This is a genomic window from Natrinema gari JCM 14663 (assembly GCF_000337175.1).
GTDB classification, from domain to species: domain Archaea; phylum Halobacteriota; class Halobacteria; order Halobacteriales; family Natrialbaceae; genus Natrinema; species Natrinema gari.
In genome coordinates this window covers 81403-95346 of sequence record NZ_AOIJ01000063.1, presented here as the reverse complement: position 1 = coordinate 95346, position 13944 = coordinate 81403, and the positions used below count along the sequence as shown (strand labels likewise).

Here is a 13944-nt window from a genome sequence, read left to right as displayed (position 1 = left end):
AAACTGTACTCATGCCTATCATATTCGTAGTATTGATATAGGATTCCGACGGCTGGCATACGCGAGCCCGCGGGAATCGGGAGACCGATGCAATGAGTACCGACCAACAGGCGACACAGCCGATCAGAGGCGTACAGCTTCACAGCTACGACCCGTTGGCAGACGTCGGCGACGATCAGGTCCTTCGGTGTCGGGACCCCGAAACTGACTGGCTGTGGTTCTACGACATCCGCGGCAGCGAGGTGCGGAAACACCACGAGTACCACGACTACACGCCGAGGCCGGTCAGTCGGACCGACGCGGCAGAGACGACGACCCGCGAGAGCGTCGAGGCGGACTCAATCTCGCGAGCACATCTGGACGTTCGCACGGGTGATCTCGATGGGTGCTGAGATCTGCGATGCGTGCGGCCTCGAGAAGATCGGCGGCCGGTGTCTCACCCGCTGGTGTCCGGATCGGCACTCGAGCGTCGATGACGTCCTCGGGAGCGACACGACGGGATCGGAATCGAAGCCCGACGCACTGGGCCCACGAGCACCCCACTGGTTCGACTTCAACCGAGTCAGCGAGACGGCCAGCGAGTGGGCGTTCGAAATTCTCGAATGGGACAACAATCCGGACGCCGACGATATTGACGATCGCGGCGAGGCTGAAGTCGTCCGCGGCGACCATCGGTTCGTCGTCACGACGTGGCTCCAGCCGCGTGAGCGAACACACGACCGCTACTGGGGCGTCGCCCACGAGACCGTGAACCAAGACAGCGAAGCCGAACCGCTAGCGTTCCAGATCAGCACGTCACAATCGATCGCCCAGAACAACCTCGGTCACGCCAAGGATGTCCTTGACAGCGGCGAGCCAGAGCCACACGTCCTTGTTCGAGACCACGTCGACAGTCGGCGTGAGACCTTCGAATACCCCGCGGGACACATGGCCGAGAAAGCGGCCGATCTACAAATCGAATTGGAGATCGGAAACGACGATCGGGAGTATATCGTCACGGTCCGCTCGAAAGCCGACTGGGAGGAGCGACTCAAGCGCGAGCGGGCCCTAGAGTCGGCAGGTGACGCGTAGATGTCCTCGAGCAAGCAACCACTCGCGAACGACAACTGAGTGACGACCCGCTTTGATCCGGACCTGCTCGAGACACTCGGCGAGATCGCCGACGACTACCCAAATCGGAGTGAAGCGATTCGGGACCTGCTCGATCGGGCGGCCGTCGCCCGGGACCCTGAATGGCTTGAGTGCGACATATGCGATCGAACGCGCCCGATCCCGCGGTCGCTCGCGGAGATCCTGACGATCGCCGCCGATGGGCGCGGCCGCGCCACCCTTTCCCGCTACGAATTCTAGCTACTGGTATCACTTGGCCAATAATACTCCACCGATGAGCGTCCCTGTATATATCCACAGTCACCGCTGGCTTACAACACAAATCGAAGCACAACTACTGAAGCGTGAGGGCGTATAGAATAGCTCCGAGCCCCACGGCGGTAACGAGACCGCGGATGAACAGAACGATCCCGGTTCCAGCTCCCAGTTGACTCACGGCAACAACGGCGGAAAAGACCCCGGTGGTCAACAGGAAGATGCCGACCGCGAGCGAACGCATTTTCGGTACATCGTTACGTCGGTACCCGCGGTAGGCCAGGATAGCGACGAAGAGGCCGACGAGTGCTGTCAACGCCCGCGCCCCCCAAGCGACCTCATCTGCCGACACCAGCGCCGGGACCAGGAGTTCGAGAGGCGTCATGTTTCACCTCCAAAGATAGCCCAGAGGATAACGCCCAGCCCGAGCAGTTCACAGCCAGTCACAAAGAACGAGCGCTCTATTGTCCCGACACGCGTTAGCGTGGGCAGGGCAATCCGAAGCAGTTCTGGGACTGTCGTGAGCAAGATGAGGCCGACAGCAAGTTGTAACTGTCCGGTGTGACCCGGATCGTGTCGATATCCACGCAGGAGTACCAGAGCGATCGCCACCGACATAGCGATAATAAGTGCCGAGATACAGATAATTGCCAGTGCGACCACTGAATTCGGGCCAGTCGTACGAAGCTGTGCAAGCACTACCTGCATATCAGGACAACCCCTCAAACAGATCGGTGAAGCGGTCGGACGGATCCGTGGACGAGCGAGTGACGCTCACATCGTAGGTTCCGTTGGCGAACGTGACGGTTACGTCTTCGATAGTCGCGACGTACCGCTTGAAATGGTTGCCGTCGACGTTGACAACCTGCTGGCCAGTCACGAGATCAGCCGTCTCCAATCGCTCGAGGCGGCGATACGCTGTCGGCTCGGACATGTCACAGGCCGTGCAGAGTTCGGAAACCGACATGGGTTCATCAGTGAGTTCGGCGAGGATGGTACGTGCGTACTCGTCTTCGAGTAACGCAAGTACTTCGTCATCATCCTCGTCCATGTCTCAACTTGTGTTTAGCTGGTAGTAAAAAGAACATCATAGCTTCTGGGTGAGAAGCCGTCCCTGCAGTGATACGGTACGGCCACCTCTTGGCTGAGGTGTGTCTCCAGAGATAGCTTGTGAACCGGCAGAGAAGAGCGTTCTTGAACAGGCTTGGCAGTGTCTTACGTGGCCAGTCTGGAATCGCAATCAGGATCGTCTGCGCGCACCGCTGCGCGCGGTGCTCCCTCCCATCACGACGTTCCTCGCACTTGCCATCGTTCAGACGGTCGTACGATCTCAATTCGAACACCCACTCAGAGAAACTGTCGAAATGGTCGGACTGGCAGTGATCCTTATGGGTGCTGTACTCCTCAGCAGTAGACTGTTTGACTGTCGACCGATTCCTGAGTTTGGCCTGTCGCTGGACCGGGAGTGGTGGCAATCGTTCGCTGTCGGCGGTCTCGTCGCCACACTGGTCAACGCCGGCGCAGTCGTCGTTGCGCTCAGTGCTGGCTGGGTTACTGTTGCTGGTTTCAAAGGAGGGGCAGGGGAACTTGCGTTTCTCCCGGCGATGCTCCTTGTTTTGGGCTACACCGGGGCCGCGGCGACCTGGGAAGAGTTCATCTTCCGCGGTGTACTGTTGAAAAATGTTGCCGAAGGAGTGAGCAGCTATGCGTCCGAACGCGTCGCTATCGGGCTAGCACTCGTCTTCAACTGCATCGTGTTTGCATTCTTGCACGGCGGAAAGATTACACAGCTTAGCCACTATGGATACTACCTTCTGGCTGGTCTTGTTCTCGGTGGTGTCTACGTGTTGACTGGTGAACTCGCATTGTCAATTAGTTTCCATATTTTCTATAACTACACTCAGAGCGCAGTGTTTGGGCTTGGCGTGTCACAGCAGACACCCGAACTCTTCGTTTTAAACATCGTTGGATCGGCACAATACGTTGGTGAGGAGGGATTAGTTCACGTCGGGACAGCCGCCGTCGGCGGCTTCCTGATGCTGGGGTACATATACTGGCGCGACGGTGATCTCTGTCTGGCCGACCGCATCACACGATGGACAAGTACCGCCTGAATCGTCTCAGTAAACTTGTACAGATTCAGTGTATGATTACAGCGTTTCTCGTTGATGCTGACGGGTATCTGACTGCCTTCGTTTGTCACGAATTGAGCAGTCAGCTCAACTACCAGACTCGGAACTACCCCAAAAATTAGGTCCAGACCGTCACTATTTGGATTGGTTGCTTCCACTTGTTCTGGCGGGGCAGTCAGCGGAGCACGAAACAGTAGATACAACGCTTCAAACACTACTATACTCACGAACGATCGAATCAATGCGCGACCATTCCGCGAACCATATCCGGAACTGAAAATGCATCGATATTGCGTATCGCATCGGCGAACACGATAGTAACTGCCAGCGTCAAGAGTGATGGAATCACCATCCCGAATGCCATCAACGTGAACCGGGCTTTATCCTGCCACAGCGCGCGTACTGACCGTCGGAACTCAAACACGCCGATGCTTAGAGCATGTCGCGGCCAAGGTGGCTCAGCCATCGGTTACCTCCACATCTGCGGCGGGATCGGAGACTTGTCAGTCGAAGAACACGTCCTAGAGAGTTTGTCTATCGCCTTTTTCTGCGCGCTGTGTAAGTGTCTCTGGAGCGCCTTCAGCAACAAGCTGCCATCATAGAGGATGCCGACTCTGTCTGCGACTTCTTCAACAACGGGAAGGATGTGCGTCGAAAGGGGGACAGTGGAACCTGAATTAGCGAGATCCAGAATTATCTCTCGGATCGTGCGGGACGCACGTCGATCAAGGCCGGACGTGGGTTCATCCAGAAACACAACGTCCGGCTCGTGAAGTACGGCCTAGATATACGCCGTTTTCTGACGCATTCCTTTCAAATAGTCCGCAATTCGCGTCGTGGCGTCGGCTGTGAGGGCGAGTGCGTCAAGCAACGTATCAATACGCTCTCGCGTAGCCCTTTCGGGTAAATCACGGAGTCCAGCAACGTACTCGAGTTGTTCGTATAGCGGGGGTTCCTCGGGAAGATACCCGAGATGAGGGCGCAGTCCGCCCCGATCCGTGATAGGAACGCCAGCGACAGAATCGGTTCCACTCGTAGGTCGAGCGAGAAGTAAGCAGCCGCATTGCTGTCGTCTTTCCTTCACTATTCGTTCCCAGGAATCCGTATACACCCCCTTCTGAAATTGATAAGTCTAATCGATCAACAGCGAGCGTCTCGCCATACCGTTTCGTCAGTTCACTCGTTTCGATCCTTGCCATAAATTGGTAACTGGTGTTTGGAGGAATGATATGCTCGTTAGATTTGACCGCCGCCGGAGCCACCAAGGCGGCCTCCGAAGCGACCCGTGGACGACGACTTGTCACCGCCAAACTCACTGAAGTCCATATCGTGGAAGTACTCTGGCGCGGTACTCTCTGTCGCGTAGACGAACAGTGCTGTCTTTGCGACACCACTGAGCGCCTTTCCAAAGAGGAGGCCAAAAATGAACGTAGAGCCACCAATTAGTACCGTTGCCAGCAATTGGACTGTTCCCATGCCGGCGGTCACGATGAACGTGAGGGCACCGAGCCCGACGCCAATGAGCGCCAGCAGAGTGGTGACGATGTCGATCGTGCCCATTGCACCGATTGACTCGCCCCACGTGTCTCTGAACGCACTCGCACTCTCTTTGAGCATCTCCGTGACCGATGGGTCACGGAGGACGACCACCGGAACGACGAAGTAGGTCATCACGCTCCACGCCACCGCAAAAACGCCCGCAACGATCTGTGCCACGATGTTATCCTCTGATTCGATTATTCGGATGACGACGCCGACAATCGCAGCGATAAGCGACTAGGCCAACAACGGTAGTTTCCGCTTCCAAGCGGCAGCCAGCGCTCCCCGGATCGAAGGTTCTTCGCCGTGGAAAACAGTTCGAGTCGCAGCGACCAGCGCCGCCGTAAAAAACGACGCGATGAATGTTTCGACGAGGTAGGCGACAAACAATGCGATGTACACTGCCAGCCCAGGCTCTTGGAGGAACGAGTTCGTGACGTACAGACTCCCGAACAGCGTGACGATGAACGCGACGCCGGAGAGTCCGCCGATGAGTGGGAACACGAACAGTTTCGGATGAGCTCTGAGCACGCGACGGCTCCGGCGTGCCATGCCGAATCCGATTTTGAGACGCCTAATCACTCTCATAATATGTCGGGTCCACCTGAAAATAAATTGAAAGATGTGCCCAGATTCTGGTCTAGTGACCGAGCCTGTGGTTTTTTGTCAACCTCAGCCACGGTCAAAACAGTCACCAAGGTGAACCGCCTTTGGGTCACGCCCCGATGCACTCGCCTTACTCATCTGTAGATTCCAGAGTGCGACTTGTCCTCCGATTCCTCCCTGCCCAAGGGAGAAACCTCGCTGACTGAAGATGACGCCCTGGAACGACCCAACGGTTACGTTGTCGATGGTAGCATCGACAGTTACTCCAAAGAACGTTCTGTAGTCCGTCAGTTGGTTGGATTCACTCTGACTGCGAATCCACAGTTCGTTTGAAAATCTTAAGGCCAAGATAGACCGTTGCGCCAACGAAAAGGCCGTCCAGAGCGGCGTGTGCCACATTCGATTCTATAAAAGTAGGTTGTATTAAAATGGTGACTGCTCTCCCAAGGGCCGCAAAAATGCCCGCAGCAACGGCAAATTTGAGTTTAGTCATATTGTATTTTTAATATTAAAGCGCATAACCGTTTCGAATGGGAGATAATTTTCATTAGTGGATAATATGCCTTTCATAAGTATGAGCAACCGCTAGAAGTGAACACTCCTTATCGATACAGCCAAACAGTTATTTTCTCCGAGATGGTTCAACATTCCCAACTGCTATGATAGATAAGTAATAAGATCAATGTATGGTGCGTGCCCTCCGCAAACACTTCCTTGGTAACCAATTTGAGCGAAACCTCACTTTTCTCGCCGTTCCTGTCATCTTCCTCGGGACGTTCACTGCGTATGCAATCGGCTTGTTCACTGTGGAAGGTGGGGTTATCCTCCTCGCAAGTAATGCAACATCCATCGGGATCATCATAGCTGCCAGCGTTGGATACCGACGTGGTGGATTGATCGCTGCTTGGGTCTCGCTGTTCGCCGCCTATCAAGGATTTTACGCTGAGTGGGCGTTCCTCGGACTCTCGAGTCACTCGCTCACCGGGCAACTCGCATTCCTCTTCGATCAAGTCAGACTTGCATTCGCTGCAGGCGCCTCAATTGCCTTCGGTACGATCGCATACATCGGTGGTGTCCTTGTCCATCGTGGATACAATTTCGTACGACACAGAGACAAGTCCACGCAAACCTGAGAAGTAACTATCTGATCAGATAGGTCTACAGATGAGCAAAGCGAGTGCCTCGAGACAGTTATGACTCGTCTGAGAGGAGTGGACCAGATTCTCGGTCTTCTCGAGTCGCAACAAAGACTTCAGCAATATCTTCGGGAGTCAACTGTTGCGCTGCAGATTTAAGCAATGCATTGTACAGTTCACGTTTCTGCACAGCTTCATAGCCATCGCGACGGAGCATAATTTCGGCTTCGAAGAGAAGGCCAGATGCACCATCAATTGTGTCCCACGTCTCAGGAAGGCAGTAGATCGAATGCTGTGTCTGTGTCTTCGCAGTCGGGAATGCTGGCTCTGTCTGAGCATTATATGCTGAGACGGTATCACGATCCTCAGACGTAGTGTCATTTCCTGACGGTTCTTCCCCTGCTGTGGAATCATCTGCAAGGGTACCAGCAAGTTCATCCAGCGCTTCGTCACCAGGATCAGATTCCTCCGACTCGTCAGCAAGGTCGTCGAAGGGCATTACCGCATCACCCCGCCGTTTTCGACGATTTGGGCAAGTTCCTCATAACACTTGAGCTGGTCACACTCTGGATCATAATCGCGTAGCGGTTTGCGAGCACGATGTGCTTTATCAATACTAGCACGGTGACGGATACCCGGAAGATCACCATTATAATTGCCAGCGTCGATTGCTTCCCAATCAGCCGCAGAGAGATGTGCGAAGTTTGGGACGCACGATGCAAGCTCATCACGGCTGTTAATCGCGTACAGCAGGTTTCGGTCTCGAGTGTCCTGATCAAGGCGTTCGCTAAGATCAGTTGGAACAAGTGCAAGCAATTGGAGATCGAAGTACTGGCGCGCTTCTTGGATCAAGCGTTTATTCGTCTGTGTGATCCCAGATTCCCATCCACTCTCTGGACGGAGCGGGACAATGAGATTCTTTGTTGCAAACAAGGCATTGTCGTTGAGCTTTCCTCGATTGGCCGGCGTATCGACAACGATGTAAGAATATGTATCCCCAAGTAGAGGATCAACGACGTTACGGTTAAGTCGTTGACTCGAGGCCATTGCCGATTTCAGATTCGTCTCTACTTCTTCGAGAGCCTCATGAGACGGCAGAAGATCAAGGTCATCGGTAACTGGAACAACATGGTCTAACGGATCAGCGCCGTCAAGTAGGACTTCTTGAACGTGGTTATCAGATTCGTACTGATCACGGTAGCCAAGATTGAATGTGGTGTGGCCGTTATCGTCGAGGTCAACAAGGAGAACACGGCCATTTCGCTCTGCAAGTTCTCGTGCGAGATTGATCGCGGTAGTTGATTTTCCAAAACCACCTTTGAGGACGTTAACTGCAACAGCTCGAGGTTTTTTCGTGAGTTCGGAATCGCTAGCCATAGAGAATAGTTCACGTAGCCACAGTATAAAGTGTGATGGAAAGAGATCATGTAGAGACATGGGGTGAGGTTCACCACGTTATCGGAATTCAGACCCGTGAGTGAATTCTGAACAATATAGAAATGATCTACAGGATGGAGTGTAACTCATGTAGCTACATTCTCGAATGTATAGATAGAAGTACTAGCATGGACGGTCGGCGAATTAGCTGAAAGAGAGGGCGCTAAGCTCCCGTCCTCAAGGAGCGAACGGCATCAGACGTGAGCGAGTGGCGGGGTAGTCCATCGTCTGATACCGTTCGTATAGCCCTCAGATGATGACGAATACTGTCCAAGACAGCGCGAAGCTGGCAGCCTCTCCGGTCATTGCGTATCACCAGTACTCTCTTCTTTCTTTGTCTCATGGGTTGCTGCGGTGTACTCTCTTCGAGCCCCTGCACCTCTTTCAGGGGATACAAACCGTCTCGAGTGACGAGATCACTCGACAGTCAGCGGCTGAACGCGTGGCTCGTCGATCGAGTAGTCACCTGCCTCGAGTGCAGTCGCCGGCTTGGGGTTATCACAGGAGGTGGTGAACTCGTCGCGATGGTTGCGCTCTTGGCCGCACTTCCTGCAACGCCAGTAGCGTGTCCGATATTCGTAGCTATCTGTGAGATTGAGTTCGTACGGTGTTGGCTCTGTGCCCGGCAGCCACTCGTCGATCGCGACGAGTTCGTGTCCGTTCAGTCGAGCAATATCTCCTAGATAGCTTCGGTCGCGGTCGCTCGTGTACTCGTTTGTCGATCGATCTCGATGCGAGTCGCTCTGGGGTAGTCGGTTTGTACTCATTCGTGGCCTCGAGGCATACGAGTGTGCGCCTCACCCCCTCAGGCGCAGAAAAACTAATTGGCCACGCTTGATCTATCCTAGTCCTAGCAATCGGCTTTACGGACTGCACCAATGCTGCAATCGTGATTGACGGGCATTCGAATTGAGAGTCGAGGCCCCCTATTCACTTCTTATCCGGGACCATCACTGCAGCATTGACCAGCTCAGGGGCTTTCGGAAGAACGGATTCCTCTTCTCGCAGCTGTTCGAATTCGTGCTTGCGTTCGTCCCGAAGCTCCTCGAGCTTTGACTTTGCATTCCGAATGGGGAGTTTCATGTCCTTCCCATTCTGATGATCCTGCTGATATTCCTCAAGCCGACTTTCCCAAGTGTTGATGGCGTTTTCGAAATATCTCTCCGCGTGCTGGCGCTTGATGTCGACGTTCTCTTCCTTCTCTTTCTCCGCTTCTTCAGCCATCGCCTCAACCTGTAGCTGTGCTTCTCTCTTCGCTACATCGACAAGGTCTCTGGCGTTTTCCGTCACACGGCTGACCTGTTGATGGTTCTCCGCCCGATCCGGCGAGATAGAGCCATCACTGTCGGGGATTTCGGACCAGACGTCTCCGTCAGCAGTTACGTACATGGACACGAATTCTTCTGTCTCGTCTCTCCCATCCGCTGTTTCATAGCCGAGCCGGAAATTGCACCTGAGACCCGGCTCAGTGGATGGATCAGCGGCACGCTTCACCACCGTTCGACCATCAATCCAGTTACCGTCGAGGCAATATTCAACAATAGCCTGTACGACTGGATGATTCACCGAAAGGAATTCCAGATTGCTATCCTCCTTTGCGAGTTCCTGATCGAACGTTGCCTGACTATACGAACCCCGCACATCTGCTCTCCCGAGTTCGATCACCCCCGGAACATCAATCGAGAACACTTTCCCGTCGAGCCGATGATCACTGCGCTCTTTGATTTCTCCATCAAATTCGGCAAAGAACAGCTCAAGAAGTTCGCGCACTTCGCTTTGACCAATGTGATCTTCTCTGCTATCTTCAATTAAATCCTGGATCTCTTTGAGGTCAGACTCATCGAACTGGTCGCTGATCAGGAAATTTTCCTGAACCGTCTTTACTGCCTCCTTTCGTTCTTCGATGATTCTGTCGAGGTCGTCGACGACCTTCTTGCTCGATTTATCATTTGTCACCGCGTCCATAATCCGTTCTTCGAGGTCGAAGTCGCTGTCATCAAGAACCATCCCCAGTACGTCTGAACGCATTCCGAGATCATTCTCAATTCGATCGATTTTTTTGACCAGCTGTTCGAGAATTTCGCTCTCTCGAGTATCATCGACGAAGAGGTTGTGAATATGGACATCCCGGACCTGGCCGTAGCGGTGAAGGCGTCCCATCCGCTGGTCGATACGGATCGGGTTCCAAGGCAGATCGTAATTCACCATAATATGTGCGAACTGGAGATTGATACCCTCCCTAGCTGCATCTGTTGCGAGCATAATGTTCGCGTCTCCACGGAATTTTTCAACCTGCTCTCGACGGGTCTGCTGTCCCATCGACCCATGGATCTGTGCAGTATCATATTCCTCAAGGACCTCATCTCTGAGGTACTCGAGGGTATCCGTGTACTCGGTGAAGACGAGGACCTTCTCGTCAGGATCCTCGTTGAGGAGACTCTCGGTAAATTCTCGGAGTTCTTGAGCTTTTGAGTCTACTTCGATCGATTGCGTTCTTTCAATCAGGCCTTCAAGAACTTCCAGCTCTTGGTTTAGCTGCTCGGGATCCTGTCCGGTGGACACCTTCTGTAATTCGTCTTCGATACGTTCACGCTGCTTATCGGTGAGCGTTTCTGGCCGTTCTCGATACTGTGGCAGGAGTTTCTTTACCACCTGCGAGAGCTCTCCCTGTTGGCCACCATTTCGAAGAACCCGTGCTCGTTTCTCGAGTGAGCGCTGTATCGCCCGGATGCTTGATACCAGCCGCTTCTGATAGATGACCATCGAGAAGCCAGCGGCATGGGATTCTTGTTCCTCGCCGAGTCGATAGTCGTTCTGGAGGTAGTCTGTGATGTCTTCATATAGTGCGTGTTCCTGCTGCGAGAAGTCAACTGGACGTGTATGGATTTTCTTCTCTGGGAACATCGGCGACCCATCAGAGTGAACCATATTAGGATTGCTCTTGAGACGCCGGATCATCACGTCGTTCAGTTTGTCCGGGGAAATATCGTGTTCGTCCTCGAAACGATATGGCTCGAGGAGATCGATCATGAGATAGAACTGATCATGTTTTCCCTTGTGTGGTGTCCCCGTGAGGAACAGTAGCGAATCAGTGTTCGGTGAAACGGCCTCTCCGACGTTGTATCGGTCCGTTTTGCTGAGCGTCCCGTCGTTCTCCTTTCGTGCAGTCAGGTGGTGAGCCTCGTCGAAAACCGCAATATCCCATTCGGTGTTTTCGAGCGCCTCGAGCATATCATCCTGCTTGGCAAAATCGATCGAGGTGATGACCAGATCGTCCTGTTGCCAGACCTCGTCTTTCGAAGTCGTCTGACAGACGCTCCTTACGTAATTGCGGTCATAGATGACGTAGTCCTGGTCGAACTTCGCCTTCATCTCTTCTTGCCACTGTGTCTTTAGCGAGGCAGGAGTGACGATCAGAACCCGTTCGGCTCGATCACGGGCGAGCAGTTCTTCGATAACGATGCCAGCTTCGATAGTTTTCCCGAGCCCGACCTCGTCACCGATGAGGTATCGCTGATCGTGGGAATTCAGGATTTCGTGAGCTGCCTCAACCTGATGGGGAGTGACATCGATTCGATTTCCTTCTAGCGAAAGGAACCGATCAAATCGATAGGCAAGGTTCAGGCGAACCGCTTTTTCAAGCAGATCGAATCTCGATAAGGTGTCAAACTGCTTCATAGAAAGTTGGTCGGTAACCCCTGCCAGCGGTTCGATCCCTTTCTTGTCAGCGGGAACCGTCTTGAGGTCGCCATCTGTGGTGTGGACGTAAAGTAAATCAGCGTGATCAGGTCGCTCTTCTATTTTTATAATTGCACCTTCTCCGCCAGGGAACTGTACCTTTTCACCGCTTTCGAAGTCAACCATCTTTGATACGAGAGGTAAGTCTGGTTTCTGTTTGACGATACGCCCATCATCCGTATGAATGAGCAGACAATCATCCTTAACACGTACAACGATCCCCTCCCCACCGTAATATGACACCTTGTCCCCGGGTTTGAATGGATTCTCGTCTGACACTCTCCGATTATCGTTATCCAAGTGTTATTAACCCTTTGGCAGCTAATATGAGTGTGGATTTCTAGCCGTGGTAGAGCAGAAACAGGCTTGATCACCTTCTATTCTCTTTCCAGTACAGACACGAAGTCGCTAGAGGACAGGACGGACAGGAGGGGTCAGAGGGAGTACAGATGGCATCAGCCAGATCCAGTAGTGCAAGGTTTAGCGCCCGGCATAATCCCGGGTTGTCGGGCATGAGCGAATCAAAGAACTGGTAAACCTCTTCACTCTTGTGCGGCTGGGAGGGCATATTATAGCCGAACACCCGTTCGCCAACGCGTGCGAAGTTAGTGTCGACAAGTGCCATTGGTTCGTGAAATGCGAATATCATCGTTGCTCGAGCAGAATAGGGGCCAATTCTCCACGGACGTTGTAATTCCTTCAGTGACGCTGGTACGCTGTCGCCGTGATCTTCACCAAGTATCTGAGCAACATCCTCGAGTGTACGCGTTCGGTGATTCACAAATCCGAGCGACAAGACGGAATCTCTGATCTCTTCCTCCGAAGCTTTACGGATAGCTGCTGGTTCAGGGAATCGATTGAAAAATCATCGTAGACTTCGCTGACTGTGCCTGCTCGTGTTCGCTGAAGAAGTATTTCAGAAACGTACACCCGCCAAGGATCGGTTGTATTTCGCCAAGGGAAGTTTCGGCCCTCGTTCCTGAGCCATGCCAGAAGAGATGGGACAGCTTCAAGAAATTCTTAAATTCTCTTTTCAGCGGAGGTGACTCCGTTCTCTTCAAGCAGTGCTGCCGCTTTATCGACCTCAATCAGTGTATGGAGTTCATCAACTGTAATTGATGTGCAACCGAATGGCAGTGGAATATCTTGGCCGGAGTCAGTGCTGTCCATTCAATGTCAGTATTAAGGGGGATCAAACTGCAAGGATTTTTCTACTGTCGCTTCAACCCTTGACGGTCGTGTTTAGTTTGTAGCATTGTGCCAGACAGCGAAGGCCTGAAGCCAGGATTCTGCTGTTGACGGTTGTGCATGACTAAAGCAGTTTGAGAACGAAGAGGTTCGACGTTTTATCTCTCGAAAGACATGTTCAACAGCGTTCCGATTTCCATGCTTTTCGTATCGAAATCGGAGCCCGGATCGACGGAGTGCAGTTTGGAGGTGTTTTGCTCCATCAACGAGAAACACGGCATCATCGAGATCATGTTTCTCGGAAAGTTCCTGCAGGAATCGTTCCGTCAATACGGTCGTAGTCGTCGAGTACAGCCGAGTATGGAGGATTTTGTTCGTCTCTGGATCAACGGCAGTGTACAGCCAATATCGATGTTCATCAAGTTGAATCACCGTCTCATCGAGCGCGATGTGATTCGGATTCTCGTCACTAGCTGGCTGTAGATCGCACTTGTGAACCCAATCATGAACGGCCTTTCGACTACGTGTGACACCGAACTTCTCCAATTCTCGAACGGTATNAGCTGGCTGTAGATCGCACTTGTGAACCCAATCATGAACGGCCTTTCGACTACGTGTGACACCGAACTTCTCCAATTCTCGAACGGTATTCGAAAGCGATAGTCCCGCAAGGTGGAGTCGAATACCAAGTTCCATCAACTGGCGCGGTGTCCGCTCTCGCTCCACAAAACTCAAATCGATCCAGTCGCTACACCCGCTGAGGCGGTCGATTTTTGGCATAGGCACCACAAAATCGTGCCGCC

The 13944-nt window shown here is 53.1% G+C and carries 17 protein-coding genes and 2 pseudogenes; 5 read left to right on the top strand and 14 right to left on the bottom strand.

Translation table 11 applies throughout. From position 1 onward, the window contains the following. The first annotated feature begins 92 nt into the window (after positions 1–92). From C486_RS16055 to C486_RS16045, 3 genes are read left to right on the top strand one after another with little or no spacing between them, the layout of a single operon-like run. Positions 93–392: a hypothetical protein gene (locus C486_RS16055; RefSeq protein ID WP_008457951.1), complete on the top strand. Its 300-nt coding sequence runs from the start codon at positions 93–95 to the stop codon at positions 390–392. Beyond that, positions 382–1071, top strand: a complete 690-nt coding sequence (locus tag C486_RS16050; protein WP_008457950.1) for a hypothetical protein — start codon at positions 382–384, stop codon at positions 1069–1071. Before C486_RS16055 ends, C486_RS16050 begins: the two co-directional genes overlap by 11 nt. A gap of 39 nt (positions 1072–1110) precedes the next feature. Further along, positions 1111–1350 (top strand): hypothetical protein, encoded by a 240-nt coding sequence (locus C486_RS16045; protein WP_008457948.1) that lies wholly within the window; start codon positions 1111–1113, stop codon positions 1348–1350. A gap of 94 nt (positions 1351–1444) precedes the next feature. Here C486_RS16045 and C486_RS16040 read toward each other — a convergent pair whose 3' ends face one another. Both C486_RS16040 and C486_RS16030 read right to left on the bottom strand, forming a co-directional pair. Then, a complete protein-coding gene (locus C486_RS16040; protein WP_008457947.1) occupies positions 1445–1750 on the bottom strand; it encodes a DUF7521 family protein in 306 nt (101 codons plus the stop codon). A gap of 324 nt (positions 1751–2074) precedes the next feature. Further along, entirely contained in the window at positions 2075–2416 is a 342-nt protein-coding gene (locus C486_RS16030) for an ArsR/SmtB family transcription factor (RefSeq protein WP_008457944.1), read from the bottom strand. 313 nt (positions 2417–2729) lie between these two features. On the opposite strand from C486_RS16030, the gene C486_RS16025 reads away from it, so the two are divergent. Then, positions 2730–3479, top strand: a complete 750-nt coding sequence (locus tag C486_RS16025; protein ID WP_206536977.1) for a CPBP family intramembrane glutamic endopeptidase — start codon at positions 2730–2732, stop codon at positions 3477–3479. A gap of 256 nt (positions 3480–3735) precedes the next feature. Here C486_RS16025 and C486_RS21120 read toward each other — a convergent pair whose 3' ends face one another. From C486_RS21120 to C486_RS21115, 5 genes and pseudogenes are all read right to left on the bottom strand, one after another. Further along, a complete protein-coding gene (locus C486_RS21120; protein ID WP_152419185.1) occupies positions 3736–3963 on the bottom strand; it encodes a hypothetical protein in 228 nt (75 codons plus the stop codon). Positions 3964–4018: 55 nt separating this feature from the next. Continuing rightward, positions 4019–4696: pseudogene (locus C486_RS22430) on the bottom strand (ABC transporter ATP-binding protein). A gap of 37 nt (positions 4697–4733) precedes the next feature. Beyond that, positions 4734–5267 (bottom strand): DUF6159 family protein, encoded by a 534-nt coding sequence (locus tag C486_RS22425; RefSeq protein ID WP_338042920.1) that lies wholly within the window; start codon positions 5265–5267, stop codon positions 4734–4736. 6 nt (positions 5268–5273) lie between these two features. Continuing rightward, positions 5274–5588 (bottom strand): hypothetical protein, encoded by a 315-nt coding sequence (locus C486_RS22420; RefSeq protein ID WP_241432518.1) that lies wholly within the window; start codon positions 5586–5588, stop codon positions 5274–5276. A 355-nt stretch (positions 5589–5943) separates the two neighbouring features. Then, the gene (locus C486_RS21115; RefSeq protein ID WP_152419184.1) at positions 5944–6135 is read right to left on the bottom strand and encodes a hypothetical protein; all 192 of its coding nucleotides are present in this window, start codon (positions 6133–6135) and stop codon (positions 5944–5946) included. A 193-nt stretch (positions 6136–6328) separates the two neighbouring features. Here C486_RS21115 and C486_RS16015 point away from each other — a divergent pair, with 193 nt between their 5' ends. Further along, a complete protein-coding gene (locus C486_RS16015) occupies positions 6329–6775 on the top strand; it encodes a hypothetical protein (protein WP_008457940.1) in 447 nt (148 codons plus the stop codon). 58 nt (positions 6776–6833) lie between these two features. Here C486_RS16015 and C486_RS21110 read toward each other — a convergent pair whose 3' ends face one another. The 7 genes and pseudogenes from C486_RS21110 to C486_RS20440 form a co-directional block, all read right to left on the bottom strand. Then, the gene (locus C486_RS21110; protein WP_152419183.1) at positions 6834–7277 is read right to left on the bottom strand and encodes a hypothetical protein; all 444 of its coding nucleotides are present in this window, start codon (positions 7275–7277) and stop codon (positions 6834–6836) included. Further along, positions 7277–8155, bottom strand: a complete 879-nt coding sequence (locus C486_RS20450) for a ParA family protein (RefSeq protein WP_008457938.1) — start codon at positions 8153–8155, stop codon at positions 7277–7279. The genes C486_RS21110 and C486_RS20450 overlap by 1 nt, the downstream gene beginning before the upstream one ends. 494 nt (positions 8156–8649) lie before the next feature. Beyond that, a pseudogene (locus tag C486_RS16000) lies at positions 8650–8982 on the bottom strand (hypothetical protein); the annotation flags it as partial. A 163-nt stretch (positions 8983–9145) separates the two neighbouring features. Next, positions 9146–12232: a DEAD/DEAH box helicase gene (locus C486_RS15995; protein WP_008457935.1), complete on the bottom strand. Its 3087-nt coding sequence runs from the start codon at positions 12230–12232 to the stop codon at positions 9146–9148. A gap of 91 nt (positions 12233–12323) precedes the next feature. Continuing rightward, positions 12324–12764, bottom strand: a complete 441-nt coding sequence (locus tag C486_RS22855) for a hypothetical protein (RefSeq protein ID WP_394295337.1) — start codon at positions 12762–12764, stop codon at positions 12324–12326. Between the two features lie 209 nt (positions 12765–12973). Continuing rightward, positions 12974–13123, bottom strand: a complete 150-nt coding sequence (locus tag C486_RS22030; protein WP_206536976.1) for a hypothetical protein — start codon at positions 13121–13123, stop codon at positions 12974–12976. 72 nt (positions 13124–13195) lie between these two features. After that, positions 13196–13921: an IS6 family transposase gene (locus tag C486_RS20440; protein ID WP_083866045.1), complete on the bottom strand. Its 726-nt coding sequence runs from the start codon at positions 13919–13921 to the stop codon at positions 13196–13198. Between the last annotated feature and the right edge of the window lie 23 nt (positions 13922–13944).